The sequence below is a fragment of the Scardovia wiggsiae genome (assembly GCF_051045985.1).
Lineage (GTDB): Bacteria > Actinomycetota > Actinomycetes > Actinomycetales > Bifidobacteriaceae > Scardovia > Scardovia wiggsiae.
This window is the reverse complement of the sequence record NZ_CP157350.1, coordinates 336,621-352,340: the sequence shown is the minus strand read 5'-3', so window position 1 is coordinate 352,340 and position 15,720 is coordinate 336,621. Positions and strand designations below refer to the sequence as shown.

At 55.3% G+C, this 15,720-nt stretch carries 10 protein-coding genes; 1 reads left to right on the top strand and 9 read right to left on the bottom strand.

The genetic code is table 11. From position 1 onward, the window contains the following. Nucleotides 1–43: 43 nt before the first annotated feature. A complete protein-coding gene (locus tag ABKA16_RS01385; protein WP_380999536.1) occupies nt 44–3,844 on the top strand; it encodes an ABC transporter ATP-binding protein/permease in 3,801 nt (1,266 codons plus the stop codon). A gap of 23 nt (nt 3,845–3,867) precedes the next feature. Here the strand turns inward: ABKA16_RS01385 and ABKA16_RS01380 are convergent, their stop codons facing one another. The 9 genes from ABKA16_RS01380 to ftsZ form a co-directional block, all read right to left on the bottom strand. Then, nucleotides 3,868–5,184, bottom strand: a complete 1,317-nt coding sequence (locus ABKA16_RS01380) for an aminopeptidase C (protein ID WP_380999538.1) — start codon at nt 5,182–5,184, stop codon at nt 3,868–3,870. A gap of 386 nt (nt 5,185–5,570) precedes the next feature. After that, a complete protein-coding gene (locus ABKA16_RS01375; protein WP_380999540.1) occupies nt 5,571–6,686 on the bottom strand; it encodes a glycoside hydrolase family 5 protein in 1,116 nt (371 codons plus the stop codon). A gap of 120 nt (nt 6,687–6,806) precedes the next feature. Further along, a complete protein-coding gene (dnaE, locus tag ABKA16_RS01370; protein ID WP_380999542.1) occupies nt 6,807–10,376 on the bottom strand; it encodes a DNA polymerase III subunit alpha in 3,570 nt (1,189 codons plus the stop codon). 42 nt (nt 10,377–10,418) lie between these two features. Then, nucleotides 10,419–11,366, bottom strand: a complete 948-nt coding sequence (locus ABKA16_RS01365) for an RluA family pseudouridine synthase (protein WP_380999544.1) — start codon at nt 11,364–11,366, stop codon at nt 10,419–10,421. Next, nucleotides 11,366–11,968, bottom strand: coding sequence for a signal peptidase II (locus ABKA16_RS01360; RefSeq protein ID WP_007147592.1), 603 nt, complete (start codon nt 11,966–11,968; stop codon nt 11,366–11,368). The genes ABKA16_RS01365 and ABKA16_RS01360 overlap by 1 nt, the downstream gene beginning before the upstream one ends. Then, nucleotides 11,943–13,307, bottom strand: coding sequence for a DivIVA domain-containing protein (locus ABKA16_RS01355; protein WP_380999546.1), 1,365 nt, complete (start codon nt 13,305–13,307; stop codon nt 11,943–11,945). The genes ABKA16_RS01360 and ABKA16_RS01355 overlap by 26 nt, the downstream gene beginning before the upstream one ends. Nucleotides 13,308–13,491: 184 nt before the next feature. Continuing rightward, nucleotides 13,492–13,773 (bottom strand): YggT family protein, encoded by a 282-nt coding sequence (locus ABKA16_RS01350; RefSeq protein ID WP_380999548.1) that lies wholly within the window; start codon nt 13,771–13,773, stop codon nt 13,492–13,494. 123 nt (nt 13,774–13,896) lie between these two features. Beyond that, nucleotides 13,897–14,373 (bottom strand): cell division protein SepF, encoded by a 477-nt coding sequence (locus tag ABKA16_RS01345; RefSeq protein ID WP_380999550.1) that lies wholly within the window; start codon nt 14,371–14,373, stop codon nt 13,897–13,899. 27 nt (nt 14,374–14,400) lie between these two features. Continuing rightward, nucleotides 14,401–15,711 carry a cell division protein FtsZ gene (ftsZ, locus tag ABKA16_RS01340; RefSeq protein ID WP_380999552.1) on the bottom strand — a complete coding sequence of 437 codons (1,311 nt, stop codon included), beginning with the start codon at nt 15,709–15,711 and terminating at the stop codon, nt 14,401–14,403. Nucleotides 15,712–15,720 lie beyond the last annotated feature (9 nt).

Here is a 15,720-nt window from a genome sequence, read left to right as displayed (position 1 = left end):
TACTATGAGTGATAGCTATCCGTGATGAAAGAAAATAGAAAATATGTTCAACAAAAAAATGATGCAGCTGCCGGGCGTATCCGTAAAACGTTCTGTCCTCATTGGGCTGCTGCGGTCCCTGTCTTTTCTCACCGATATTGCCATTATCATCTATCTGGCGGATATCCTGGCGCTGCTGTGCGGCGCACACACCTCCGGCGGGTCACCGGCGGCACACGTATATGGCTGCTTCCATTCAGTCCTCCCTGCTGCTGCCGGGGCGGCAGCAGCGTCAGTAACTGTGCCTGCGCTGATACTGGTAGTGGTACGCATACTCCTGTCGCGGACCGCAGACTCGGCTGCAGTAAAAAGCGACGAAACGGTTGCCCGCGCCCTGACGTCTGATATGACGCATGCATTCCTTGTACCGCAGGATATTTCAGTCAAAAGCCTGAAAAGCAGCGGGAGGCCGAACCAGACCCTTGCTATGCTTGATACTGAGGGGATCAAAACTGTCTGTTCGTATTTCAGCAATTTTATTCCGGCAATGGTGCAGACAGCTTTTATGATATGCACTGCGGCCCTTATTTTCCTGCCTTTCAATGTATGGGCCGGTATAGCCATTGCTGCCGGGATGCTTGTGATGCCGGTATTTGCCAACATGATCCGCGATTCCAACCTTAAATATCTGTCTGCGCATCTGTCCAAATATGATAAAGTAGGGATCCACTTTGAACAGGCGGTGCGGGGCCTTTCTACCCTGACAATTTTCAGGGCCGATAAGAGGGAATCCGAGAAGATCAGAGAGGAATCCGAAGGCTTCAGGCGTATAACTATGCAGATCCTTAAAGGGCAGCTGCGGAGCCTTATTGCAGCAGATTTCGTTATAGCGGCAGCTGTGATAGCTTCTGCCCTTATTGCTGTTTTTACTTCTGCGCCTGCATTCCCGGCCGGTGCTGCAGGTACTGCCCTGCCGGCATCGGCATTCAACGGGATCCTTGTAGCGGTACTGGGGGTGCGGCTTTTCATCCCCGAGCGGTCCCTGATCTATCTGGTGCACGATGCAGCAAAGGCAATGAAGCTCGGCAGGCAGATCGTTGAGGTCCGGGATGATTTCACAGCTGGACAGCAGGCCTCTGCCACAGTCCCGCTGCCTGCACCGGATGCTGCCTCAGTGCCTGCACCTTCCCCGATCCCTGCCCAGGCCGGGGACAGCAGCGGCGGGCGTCGTGTCCGCGCTGGCACCGCCGGCACCGGCGCAGATACTGCTGTTACCAGTACTGCCGGCGATGAGCTTATTTCCCTGTCCGGCCTGTCAGTAGCATACAGCGACGGCTTTGAAGCCCTCCGCAGCATCACTGCTTCATTTAAAGCCCATGGGTTTGTCGGGATCGCCGGGCGGAGCGGCAGCGGCAAGTCAACACTTGTCAATGTGCTCACAGGGCTTCTGCCGCAATACGCGGGTTCCGCCGTTATTGATGGGCGGGAAGCCTCCTCGTACAGTTATGCAGAACTCTCCCATCTCGCAGTGGCGGTCCGCGGTACAGATACATTATTTGCCGGGACTATTGCGGACAACATGGATATCGGAAAGCGCGGCATCAGCAGAGAGCACATAACCAGTGCACTTAAGCGGGTGGATATGTGGCCGGAGATTGAAAGCCGGGGCGGGCTTGACGCACCCGTCAGTGCCGGCGGGTCAAACTTCTCAGGCGGGCAGCGCCAGCGGCTGTGCATCGCTCGAGGCCTGCTGCATGACGCACAGATATACATTTTCGACGAAGCGACAAGTGCAGTGGACGCCGCCCATGACCGGGCCCTGGAGCGGCTCCTCCTGGACCTTTCCCATGAAGCATGTGTCATCGCTGTTACACACAGGCTTTACAATATCCGCCATGCAGATACGATCATGATGCTTGACGGCGGGAACATCGCAGAAATGGGGACTTACGACGAACTTATGGGCATGGACGGGCTTTTTGCAGACCAGTGGCGGCATCAGCATGCCGTTGAGAATGCAGGGATCGCGCCGGGGCAGTACCGCGGGCATGGGCCGGAACCGGGAGCTGAAGCGGCAGTACCGACGGAAACCGTTCCTGCGCCAGCTTCGGATGCCGGCAGCAGCAGCCCGGCAGCAGCCGTCAGAGGCGTGCCGGAACCTGTACCCGAAAGCAACCCCTCATCCCCAGCCGACAGCGCGGCACTTTTCCGCACCGTGAAGCGTATGGCACGATTCCTGGGCAGCCACAGGAGGACCGTAGCCGGTGCAGCTGCCGCAGGGCTGACTGGGCACCTGCTTTCAACCATCGCAGTCATGGCAGCAGTCATGGCGATTTTTGCAGGATTCCAGGGGCACACGGCTGTATGCGCCCTGCTGGCGGTTATCGCCTCAGCAGCCGGGCTGGTGCGGGGGATGTTCTCTTTCCTCGAACAGTACCTCAACCATCAGGCAGCATTCAGTATTTTACGGGATGTCCGGGTGCTGGCTTTTGACCATGTACGCTCGCTCTCCCCCGCAGGGGTCGCCGGGAAAGCCCGGGGCAATCTTGTCACAGTCCTCACTGAAGATATTGAGCTGCTTGAAGTATTTTACGCCCATACCCTTTCGCCGCTTATGATAGGCACAGGCAACAGCATCATTATGTGGGCAGTACTCAGTGCCATCCATCCCCTTCTCGGAGGCATAGCCCTGGGAAGCTACCTGATCGTTGGCATACTGATCCCCCTCTTCTTCGCAGGCCCTACGAGTGCATATGCGTATAAGGAACGTCAGAGCCAGGGGCAGGTGCACACACAGGTCCTTGATTACCTTGACGGGAAAAATACCCTTCTCCAGTTTGACGCCAGCAATGAAGCGTACTCGCAGGTCATGGATGCCAGCGGCACCATGCTGGGAAGCCGGTCACGCGCAACTTCATACCGTTACTCGAATATGCGCACTGCAGATGCCGCAAGCCTTATCATGCTTATCCTGTTCACGCTTGCCGCCGCTTCCCTGGCGGCCCACGGGAACCTGCCTGTTGCACCAGCCTTCGCCGCCGTCACCGGTTTTGCCACGTCCTTCCCCTCCCTGATCTCAGTATCACGGCTCGGTGCGGGGCTGCAGCCCACCCTTGCATCCTCCAGGCGTGTATTTGCACTTCTTGACGAAAAACCCGCAGCAGCACCAATCATTGACGGAGCCCGCATCGAAACTATGCCTTTTACCGGCGAAACTGCATCGCAGATGGGCTTCAGCTATTCAAACGGCAGGGCCGTACTCCGGAATATCGACCTGACAATAGCCCCCGGCAGCAGCATCGCTGTCCAGGGGCCGAACGGGGCAGGGAAATCTACCCTCATCGACCTGCTTATGCGTTTCAGGGTACGCAGCACCGGGGATATCAGCATCGACAGTACGGATATCAATACTGTTGCCACCGACAGCCTGCGTACCGTACAGACGCTGTCAAGCCAGGATATTTTCATATTCGACTCAACACTCCGTGACAATATCGCCGTCGCAGACCCGGATGCCTCTGAAAACCGCATCATGCAGGCCGCGCATCATGCCTGCCTGGATGATCTCATTGACCAGCTGCCGGACGGCCTGGATACACAGCTCAGCCGCAACGGCTCGCAGCTGTCCGACGGGCAGCGCCAGCGTGTAGCCATTGCACGTTCTTTCCTGAGCAGCGCCAGCCTCATGTTCTTCGACGAGCCAACGAGCAATATGGATGCCCTGCTCGAAGCAGAACTGATGCAGTCCCTTATGAAGCATCAGGGCAGCAAATCCTATGTGATCGTTTCCCATCGGGGAAGCACCCTCAGGTACGCACAGGAACTCTTCACGCTTGAGGGCGGGGCACTGGCCCGGATCCGCTGACCCTGCCTCGGCATCAGAACAGATCAGAAAGGCAGATAATAAGGAAGCACCTCAGGCTCGGTTTCATACAGCCTGGCTATATCCTCACTGAGATACTTTTTATTGACAACGACCTCAAACGTGTATTCATCGAACCACGGATCAGTCATCACAAAATACCCCTTCTGGCCGTTCTCATCGCCCCAGCTGTTCTCGACCTTCCACCGCACAGGCTTGCCGTCGATCACATCAACGCCTGCAAGGGTCATGGCATGGGTAGCTGCACTTTCACGGGTCATTATGCGTTGACGCTTATCCATGGTAAAATCAACGCCTACGAGGGTGGCCATATCATACAGGTCAGTGTCCATAACACCGCTTTTACGGTCTGAAGACTGGCCGACATCGCATCCAAACCATACCGGCTCACCGTCCTGCAGCTGCTTCACCGCAGCAACCTTCATATCATCAGCCGTAACATTGAGCCAATGAGGGTCAGGGCTGCCTACCATATTGCCCATCAGCTCCCGGGAATAATGCCTGTTGAACTGGAGCCTGTCTGCCGGATAACTGCCGAGTGCTACATAATCATCCATATCAGCGCCAATGAATGTGTCAAAGAACCCTTTAGGCGTCATAACACCTTCATCATGGTATTTCTTATCTTTATCCTGGTACTGGAAACGGAAACTCTCAGGAGGCGTCCCCAGTGCTACAGACACGATGCTGTACACACCCTCAAGCATATGGGCACGCGCAGCCTCAATATCATCGCCGGAAGCGCCTGCCCTGACCATGTCGCGGAGCCTCAGGGCGTCCTGGCGGAGCTTGCGGTTAAGGAGCTCATTCATTGCATCAGAGTTCTCGGTATTGGCGGTTTCAGGCATGGAATTTTTGGGGATCACGCCATACTTCTTTACCAGGTTGACCACATACTGCCACCAGCCGCCGTCGCTCTCGGGCTCTTCAAAGAGCATGGCTGTCTTGCGGTCATCAAGGCTGTCATCAGCTGTAGCAATAACGTTCTCATAAAAATAGTTGGATTTCTCCAGCTTGTCATAAAAATAAAGGAAATTCTGGGAAAGCTCGAAATTTTCAACATTGAGCTTCTTCTCCAGATGGAACCGCAGCACATTGAGCCCGGCAAACATCCAGCACCGCCCGGAGTGCCTCTGGTTAGTTACCTCGTCAGAAACCAGATCGGTCGAATACGGGTTCCTGTTGCGGGCAATAACAAACGGATCCTCTGCCGCCTTCAGCAGGCCATTCGTCGCCGACGCACGCTGCGCAAGGATATTCTTTTTATCCTGGCTGAACGCCTCTTTCATCTTCAGTGTATCCTCACTGGAAATAACTGCCATCGCTGTCCTTTCTTAAGCCCGGATGCCGTACCTGTATCCGGATGGCCAATGGTCCTGATCGTGATTCTTATCATAGAGTGAGGGCAGTATCAGATATTCCCGGACCCGAAACTATGCTCCCCGCTCCTACCCGGGGGGAAGATCCGCCTCTTCTGCCCGGGGCACTCACCCAACCCGCATATATGGATTTGCCAGATCAGACACAAACGGCAGACTGCAGCCAGTACTGAAAGGATACTGCGTTGCAGCACCGCGCACATCTGCGCTTTGGGTGAGCCGACACACTTGTACGTTGGGTGAGCCGCGTTGGCAGACACGCGACCGGGACTCTGAAGGGTACGTTAAATCCAGCAGGAATACAGAAGGGCGGGCATCATGCGGGAAGGTCAGACGATCCCCGCATCATGGCACATGCGCCAGTCCCAGAATTCTTTCCATGTACCGCGCATCGAATCCCGCCGGGCCGGATCCCTTTCTATCTGATAGCTCCAGAAAAACTGGCGGGGAAAAGCTTCCCGGTGAAGCTGCGCTACAAAAGAAGTGAAACGGGGAGCCTCTGCAATCCCCTTCGCACTGGCCTGCAGCTTGCCGACAGAACTCTCTGCACACCATTCCCCTGCTATCACAGGGACGATCTTATCCACACTGCGGATGAACAGTTTATCGAGCCCTATGCCCCATGTATACAACAGCTGACGGTGGCGCTCACGCGGAGTACGCCCGGCATGCATGCCGGGGGTATGCTTTAGAAACCGCTCGATCTTCTGTTCCGTGAAAGTAAGGTACACATGCGTATCCACATATACGTTATCCATTGACCTGAAGCGTCTGTCTGCCAGGAATGCGGCTGCCATACCAGGAAGGTTGAAACCGTCATGGAAAACTACTGCTTTCTCCGGCGGGAGTATCCGCCGCAGCCTTATATACGCTGTTGCATAGAACCTTTTCAGGAACCGCATCGGGAGCTTGGGCTCGTTCAGCACTTCAATGCCGAACAGTGCGTCATCCCTGCCGTATCTGCGGGCCATACGGTCAAGCACAAACAGGGCAAACGCAATATCCTTGTGCGATGTATGCCAGGAGACCACACCAATCTGTCCGCCGTTGTCAAAACCGTTCTGGCTTCCCGGAACGGTATGGAGGTCAAGCAGGATCTTCAGCCCATAACGGTTAGCCCAGGCAAAAGCTTTATCCACATAGCTGGTACACCCGATATAGGGAGGGCAGCCGCCGAAAAGGAAAAAGGGCACGGGAAGCCTCACTGTGTCTATACCTTCTGCAGCGAGACAGGCAAAATCTTCTTCCGTAATATACGTATCCCTGTGAGCCTCCAGCCGGCGCGCAAGTTCATCATACGCAAGGTTCCGGGAAAGGGAATACTCATCTTCTGCCCCGCCTGCATCAGCAAAGACAGAAGGGGACATCCATTTTTCAAGGACAAGCCAGTTGCCCAGATTGACGCCGCTGATACCTGCCGCAATCCTGTGTTTCCTGTTATCCATACTAACAGGGTATGCGCAGGCACCGATCATAATAAAAACGGATCCTGATGCCTGGGATACCACACGGTATCATCACAGCTGCCGCCCAATGCCGCGCCTTCCTGCAACCTTTCCCCAGGCTCAGGCTTCAATGCACCGGGGCCCAAAAATCGATTTAAGCTCACCAAAAAGCGATGTGTCGCGTGTAACGCGGTACTTGTCCCCAAAGCGGATAATCTCGGTCTTCCTATCCGGCTGCATAACCGCCAGACTGACTTCACAGTATCCCGGGTGATGCGCCAGCACTGCCGACAGCCGCTGGAGCCTCCCCTGCTCAAGCGCCCTCGCAGGAAGGCTGATCTGCACCGGCTGTACATCAACAGAATCTACATTGGGGATCTCGACTTCACGGCCGTAAATGCTGACGCCGTCATCGCGCACAGATACACTGCCCTTGACCTGGACAATACTGTCGATGATGAGCTTATCCTGGTTCTCTGTATACGACTTGCTGAAGAACAGGCACTGGATGCTGCTTTCCAGATCCTCTATGGTCACCAGCGCCCACGGCTTGCCGGCTTTAGACACGCGGCGGTCAACACCGGTTACCAGCCCTGCGATGGTTATCTGGGAACGCTCCGGCATATCAGAAGCACGGTTCAGCAGCTGCGGGATGGACATGTCGCTCAGGCTGGACAGTACTGCGGCAAGGCCGCTCAGGGGATGGTCGGATACATACAGCCCAAGCATCTCACGCTCAAAATTGAGTTTGGTCTTTTTATCCCATTCGTCAATAGGAGGAACGCTGATATTGGCATCGCCCAGGGCCGCAGAAGCTGCTGATCCCGAGCCGCCAGCATCGGCGAACAGGTCGAACTGCCCCTCAGCCTCCTTGCGCTTCAAAGGTATCACCTGGTCGATCGCCGATTCATGGACAGTGAACAAAGCCCGCCGGTTAGGGTCAATACTGTCGAACGCACCGCTTTTTATAAGGGATTCCACAGTACGCTTATTAAGCGTGGATACAGGCATCCGGTCCACCCAGTCAAGGAAGCCGGAAAATTTCCCTTTCCCGTCTGCGCGTTCACGTTCTTCGACTATTGATTCAACGATTTTTGTGCCGACGTTGCGGACTGCCCCCAGGCCAAAACGGATATCATCCCCCACAGCGGAATAATGGTCAACTGATTCATTGACATCCGGCGGCAGGACCCTGATATTCATACGCCTGCATTCGCCCAGGTACAGTGCCGTTTTATCCTTATTTGAATGCTCGCCCTGCAGCAGCGCAGCCATAAACTCCACCGGATAGTGGGCCTTCAGGTACGCTGTCCAGTACGATATCAGCCCGTACGCCGCGGAGTGGGCTTTATTGAAAGCATATCCCGCAAAAGGCACCAGGACATCCCATACAGCCTGCGCTGCCTCCTGGGAATACCCGTGTTCCTCCATGCCCTCGAAGAAAGGCACTTTCTCCTTTGCCAGCACCTCAGGCTTCTTTTTGCCCATAGCGCGCCGCAGGACATCTGCGCGCCCCAGGGAATAGCCTGCAAGGATACGCGCAGCAGACTGGACCTGCTCCTGATATACGATCAGGCCGTATGTCTCGTCAAGCACCGACGCAAGAGGCTTCTCCAGTTCAGGGTGGATCGGCTTGATCTCTTGCAGGCCGTTCTTGCGCTTCGCGTAATTATTATGTGAATCCACATCCATGGGGCCGGGCCGGTACAGTGCGATAAGGGCTGAAATATCGTTGAAATTATCGGGCCGCAGCTGTTTGAGCAGGCTTTGCATACCGTCGGAATCCAGCTGGAAGACGCCCAGGGTATGCCCCGAAGACAGGAGTTCATATGTAGCCTTATCATCAATGGGGATCTGGGCAATATCAACATGGCCTTTGCCGTTTGCCTCAATATTGTTGAGGGCCTCCTTGATCACTGTCAGGTTGGCCAGCCCCAGGAAATCCATTTTTACAAGCCCGAGGGTCTCGCATGTATGGTATTCGAAAGTCGTTGTGATAGTACCGTCAGTACGCCTGAGCAGCGGCGAGGTATTTGTGATAGGCTGCGATGCCATAATGGTAGCGCATGCGTGCACGCCTGTCTGGCGGATCAGCCCTTCAATACCTTTTGCTTTCTCTGTAATTTTCTGCACGTCAGGATTCCCGTTGTACAGGTCGCGGAATTCCTGGGCTTCTGCATAGCGTTTGGCTTTAGGGTCGAAAATATCATGAAGGCCGATATCCTTGCCGCCCACAGCCCCGGGCAGCGCTTTTGTAATCGTTTCACCCATCTGGAATTCATAATCAAGGATGCGGGCGGAATCTTTAAGCGCCTGCTTGGTTTTGATAGTCCCGTATGTTACGCACTGGGCAACTTTATCAGCGCCGTATTTCCGGGTGACATACTGCAGGACTTCATCGCGGCCTGCAGGGTCGAAATCCACATCGATATCAGGGAGGGATACACGCTCCGGGTTCAGGAAGCGCTCAAAAATAAGGCCATGCTCAAGCGGGTCCAGCTCTGTGATGCCCATCGCATAGGAGACCATGCTCCCTGCAGCAGAGCCTCTCCCCGGCCCTACCATAACACCGTGGGTTTTAGCCCAGTTGATATAATCGGCCACAACAAGGAAGTAGCCGCAGAACTGCATCTGGCAGATCACGCCGCATTCATAATCAGCCTGTTTCGCCACTTCTTCAGGGACGCCGTCAGGATAGCGCTTCTCCAGGCCCTTCTCAACATCACGCAAAAACAGCGATGTAGCGTCCCATCCTTCAGGACAGTCAAATTCGGGCATATAAGCGCCGTCTTCATGGTCGTCGAACATGACGTTGCACCGCTCTGCGATCTCGATAGTGTTATCGCATGCACCGGGAAAATCCTTGAAAAGCCTGCGCATCTCTTCAGCAGGTTTAATGTAGTACCCGCTGCCGTCAAAATGGAACCTGTTGGGGTCATTCAGCCGTGACCCCGAGTTGATGCACAAAAGGGCATCCTGCGCCTGGGCATCTTCTTCCAGGCCATAATGCGAGTCATTCGTCGCCACCAGCGGGGCGCCGATCTCATCCGCGATCCTCAGCAGGTCCTCAGCCACACGCTTCTCAATAGGCAGCCCATGGTCCATAACTTCAACATAGAAATTGTCCCTGCCAAAAATATCCTGGAGCTCACCCGCTTCCCGCAGCGCCTCCCTGTACTGCCCCAAACGGAGCCTTGTCTGCACAGCACCTGACGGGCAGCCCGTAGTAGCAATGACCCCGGAGTGGTATGTGCTCAGGATATCCCTGTCCATACGGGGATTCTTGCCCATGAGGCCTTCAAGGTTCGCCAGGGAAGACGCCTTGAGCAGGTTGACCAGGCCTTCATCATTCTCAGCCCACATGGTCATATGCGTATAGGAGCCGTTGGCTGAAACATCGTCAGAATGCTGGTCCTGCGTCCCCCAGTGCACCCGGGTCTTATCCGACCGGGCCGTCCCCGGGGTCACATACGCTTCGATCCCGATAATCGGCTTGATCCCTTCATCAACTGCAGTACGCCACATTTCATACGCACCATGCATATTGCCATGGTCAGTGATGCCCACGGCTTTCTGGCCCAGGGATTTGACTACGCTGACCAGCTTCTTTACCGGTACCGCCCCGTCAAGGGTAGAGTAATCCGTGTGGTTATGGAGATGCACGAAATCCGCGGTAGTCGAAGAAGCCATATACACCAATCTAGCGTAATGTATAGTCCAGTTTACCGGCAGCTAAACGGCCTGCCTCTGCTTCCGGCTGCGGGCATGGAGCGTTTCCAGGGAACGCGACAGGTCCCCGGGAAGTTCAGATTCTACATGGACCACAAGCCGGGTATGGGGATGCTTGAATTCAAGCTTCATCGAGTGCAGCCACTGGCGGCCGATGCCGAGCCCCCTGGCCAAAACGGGGTTAGCCCCGTACATAGTATCGCCTACAAGGGGATGGCCTATAGATGACATATGCACGCGGATCTGATGTGTGCGCCCGGTCTCCAGATTGACCGAGATATATGTCGCCTCGCCGAAACGTTCCATAACATCCCAGTGGGTAATGGCAGGGCGCCCGTCAGGCATTATGGTAAACCTGAAATCGGCAACAGGGTCACGGCCGATCGGAGCGTCAACAGTAGCTTTATCCTGCTTAAGGCTGCCCTGGGCTACCGCATAATAGATCTTGGTTACTTCATGCTCGGAAAACTGCCGGCGCATTTCCTTATACGCCAGCTCGGACTTGCATACCAGCATCAGCCCGCTGGTGCCTGCATCCAATCGTGATACTATGCCCTGCCTTCCCTGCGGGCCGTATTCCGTGATATGCACGCCGCGCGCTTTCAGCGTCCCCAGGACGGTAGGGCCGGTCCATCCTACGGATGGGTGCGCAGCCATACCAACCGGCTTATCCACTATAACAAGGTCATCATCTTCATAAACAATACGCATACCGTAATCAACCGGTTCAGGCTTATCCCTGTCTTCCGCAATCGCAACTTCAATCGAATCGCCCTGTGCCAGTTTTTCTGATTTCTGTGCTGACCTCTGAGACCCGCGGCCGGCAATCGATACTTCCCCTCTGTCAATATAAGCCGCTGCCTGTGAACGCGAAACCCCCAGCATCCTTGATACCGCAATATCAAAACGCATACCTATCAGCGCTTCGGGGACAGGCATGACGCGGTCCATCACACTGCCCCCCGGGGAGGATCCTGTGCATTGCCTCCGGGGCCTTTTGCCGCTGCTTCCCTGCTTCGCAGCGGTACCCCCTTAAATATAAGGATAATAAACCCTGCAGCGGCAAAAGTAAGGAACACATCGGCCAGGTTCCCTACCGACCAGCCATAGTTGATAAAATCAACGACTTTGCCGTCCATGAAACCGCCGGCATAAACGATCCTGTCGATCGCATTGCCTCCTGCACCGGCAAGTGCCAGCCCCAGTACACAGGACCATGCAGCCGAATCAGACCGGATGCCCGCAATGATAAGCGCAGCACAGGCGCACAAAGCAGCAGCGGAAATCACTGCAGTCACCGAAGACCCGAATCCCAGGGACGCGCCGGCATTCCTGTAAAGCTCCAGGCTTATCACATTCGGGATAACGGTTATGGATCTGCCCCCGCTAAGCACCCGCAGTGCACAGGCCTTTGCCGCCTGGTCTGCGCACAGGCCGAAAACCGCCACAACTATAAAGACGGCTATACAGCGGATACTGCCGTACAGCCGTCCCGATACCTGCTTGCCCACAAGATAAGCCCTGGCTTTACTTGGCCTGGGAGCTGCCGGCATCCTGCTGGGCTCCCCCTGAATAATTATCGGTATTATTGATCTGGTCAGAAAGCTGGGAAAGGAAACTCGTCAAACGTCCGCGGTAATCCGACTCAAACTGTTTCAGGCTGTCAATATTGCCTTCGATAACCTTGGAATCTGCATACAGCTTATCCTTGACCTGGCGTGAATACATATCAGCATCGCCGCGGGTCTTGGTGTTATAAGCATCAGCATTCTGACGTACCTGTGCGGCATATGCTTCGCTGTCGGAACGCTGCTGTTTGCTGTATTCATCAGCTTCACTGCGTGTTACTGCAGAGTAGTTGTCTGCATCGTTACGGGTCTTTGTGGAGTAGGCATCAGCTGTTGCGCGGGTCTCCTTGGCATACTGGTCAGCCTCAGAAATGATCTGGTCATGCTGGGAATGCCCCTCGTTAACAAGCTGGTTTGCCTCATCCTTGCCACGGTTGACATACTTGTCATGCAGCTCCATAGCCATAGCGAGCATCTGGGCTGCCTTCTCCGATGTGCTCTTGCGCTCATCTGAAGCAGCCGCAGCGATCTTCTCCAGGCTGCCGGTCTCGGTGCTCGGCTCCGAGGCAGAAACCTGCTGCCGCAGCGTTTCCTCGCGCTGAGCGGATTCATTGAGCTCGTTCTGCATCGTTGCCAGCTGTGCCTGCATAGCCTCAACCTGTCTGCTGGCCTCCTCTGCCCGCTGGGCAGCTTCCTGGAGGCGATGCTCGGCGTCCTCAGCCTTACGGTTTGCTTCCTGTACGGCAAGCTGCGAATTCTGCAGCTCCTGAGTAAGCGTTTCCCCACGCTTCATATATTCGTCTCTCTCATTACGGAGCCCGGTAAGCTGCTGCTGCAAAGCCTCGGAAGCAGAGCTGCCCTGTGCAGCCTGGTCTGTCAGCTGGTTGATCTGGTCGTTCAGCTGATCGACCTGTGTTTTAAGCTGCTCATTCTGCTGGTTTAGAGTGTCCATCTGGACTTTTGCCTGGTCAACCTGGCCAGTTAGGGTCTCGACCCGGTCGTTGGCTGAATCAAGTTCACTCCGCAGTGACGACTCCGCCTCCGATGAAGAAGCTGAACTCTGCTGGAGCTTTTCCTGCGCAGCACTCAGCTCGCTGCGGAGCCTTGTATTCTCCCCCGTCAGCTGTGATACCTGAGTATTCAAAGCCGCAACATCAGGGCCCAGGGACTGGGTCTGCGTCGCATACTGTTTTCCAAGCTCATCAACCGTCTGGGCGCACTCCTCGAGGAAATCGTCAACTTCATCCAGGTTGTAGCCCTGCTGAAAACGACCCGCAAGAGGAATCTTCTTATTACGGATATCTCCTGGTGTTAAAAGTGCCATATCTGCTCCGGTATGCAATTGTCCAATATACTACCATTAATTATGGTATCACGATTGTTGTAAAACAGTATCCTGACCGTCCTGTTAGCTTTGGGTTAGCCTTATCTGGACAGCCCCTCAGTCTCCCTGCCCGCAAGGCTGAACAGCGGGACAGCACGGAAGGCTGCAGGCGCTGGCTTCAGGCCTACGGCAGGAAATATGTGACCATAGTTATGCCGAAATACAGGATCATAAACCCTACATCAAGGGCGACCGGCCCTATCCTGAGCGGAGGGATGATGCGCCGCATCAGGCGCAGGGGAGGCTCAGTCACTGTATAAACAGCATTCACAACGGGGTACGCGATCCGTCCCGGCTGCCATCTGCTGAGAAGGGCAACCCAGTCCAGGACAACCCGCACGGTAAGCACGAACAGGTACGCGCTGAGCAGGATGCGGATAATGCGCAGTACGAAGAATAAAGACATAAGGAACATTATATTCGCCTTGCGGTATGGTACCTGTGAATCTGCTGACCGCTAAGAAGAAAAGCAGTACAGGGTCAGCAAAACCGCTCAGAGGTGCAGAGGGCAGAACAGGGGCAGGAGCTCTCAGTCAAAAAGCCCGGCAGCAGTACTGTCCTGGGCCGCCTGCTCAACCTTGATGTTGACCTGGGCAGGGCTCAGGAGGAAAACACGCGGGGTGACACGTTCGATGGACCCGCGGACCCCGAAAACTACGCCTGCAGAAAAATCAACAATACGGTAGGCAACCGCCTCAGGGACACCGGTCAGATTAAGCACGACAGGGACGCCGTCGCGGATAGCCCTGCCCACCAGCTGTGCCTCTTCATATGTTTTAGGATGGATCGTTGTGATGCGGTTCATGCGCGACCTCGGGGTTGGGGTATGTGTGACGGAAGATGGCGGAGCGGACTCAGTCGCGTAAGAAGGGCGGGGGGCAACATCCTCGTCATCATCGAAAGTCGGATTCGACGGTTCGGCCGAGTATTCCTCTATATCCCGGTCTTCATCTTCGGTACTTGCCAGCCCGAAGAATGACATAGCGCCTTTAAAAGGGTTCGCCATCATACCTCCTTAAGGTAATTCCCTGCTTCAGCGCAGGAAGTCAGGGATAATAAGGCCATCGTCAGGTTCGGCTTCAGGTATTTCAGGGGTATCATCCTGTTTTGGCCGGGCCGGCTGCGCGGGCTGTGCCGGCTGCGTATCCTGGCTGTGCTGTTCCTGCGGATGCGGCTGGGAAGCCTCAGATACTGCAGGGCGTTCACCTGTATCATCAGCAGTACCGGCGGGCTCAGCATGCGGCGCAGCTTCCCTGTATGCAGAAGCATCAGCAGCGGTATCGCCGGCACCGGCCCTGCCAATAACAGGCTCTTCAGAAGTTTCATCTGCTATCAGCTGGCTTGGAATGCTGCGGCCAGGAGCACGGCTTTCATCCCGGGCGACCCCTTCAAAACCTGTTGCAATAACAGAGACGACTACCTCATCACCATAAGCATCATCATTGACCAGGCCGATAATAATATTTGCCCCTTTAGCAGCATACTTATTAACAAGCTCAGATGCCTGGGTGAACTCTTCAAAGCCCATATCAGTCGGACCCGCAATATTTACCAGGAGGCTGGTAGCACCATCAATAGGGGTATCAAGGAGCGGCGAGTTGACAGCGATCTCAGCCGCCTGGACAGCCCTGTCTTCACCGCGGGCATGCCCGATACCGAACATCGCCGTCCCTGCATTCTGCAGGACAGAACTGACATCCTGGAAGTCAACGTTGATCGTGGGGTTAGTACTGGAGATCAGGTCTGTGATGCAGCGCACTCCCGACATAAGGGAGGTATCAGCCATCTGGAATACTTCGCGGATATTCATGCCCTTGATATCCATATCCTGGAGGCGGTCATTCGGGATGACGATAAGGGCATCCACTTCCTTGCGGAGCTTCTCGATCCCGTCTTCAGCCGACGCCGCGCGGCGCCCGCCTTCAAAACTGAAAGGTTTCGTTACCACACCAATAGTCACGGCACCCTGCTGGCGTGCAGCCCGCGCTACAATCGGGCTGGCGCCGGTACCGGTGCCGCCGCCTTCCCCGGCAGTCACGAATACCATATCTGCGCCTTTAAGGACCTGCTCGATCTCACTCTGGTGGTCCTGCGCGGCCTTTGCACCACGCTCAGGATCTGCACCGGCCCCAAGGCCCCGGCTGGAAGAATCCGTCAGAGCGATGCGCACATCCGCATCGCTTTTGTTAAGATCCTTCATATCAGTATTAACAGCTACAAACTCAACGCCTGCAATGCCCTCGTCGATCATACGGTTGACAGCATTCCCGCCGCCACCGCCGACGCCTACAACCTTAATGACTGTCTTACTGTTCATCTCTTCATTTGGGTCAAGGTCGGTCATGCTGCTCCT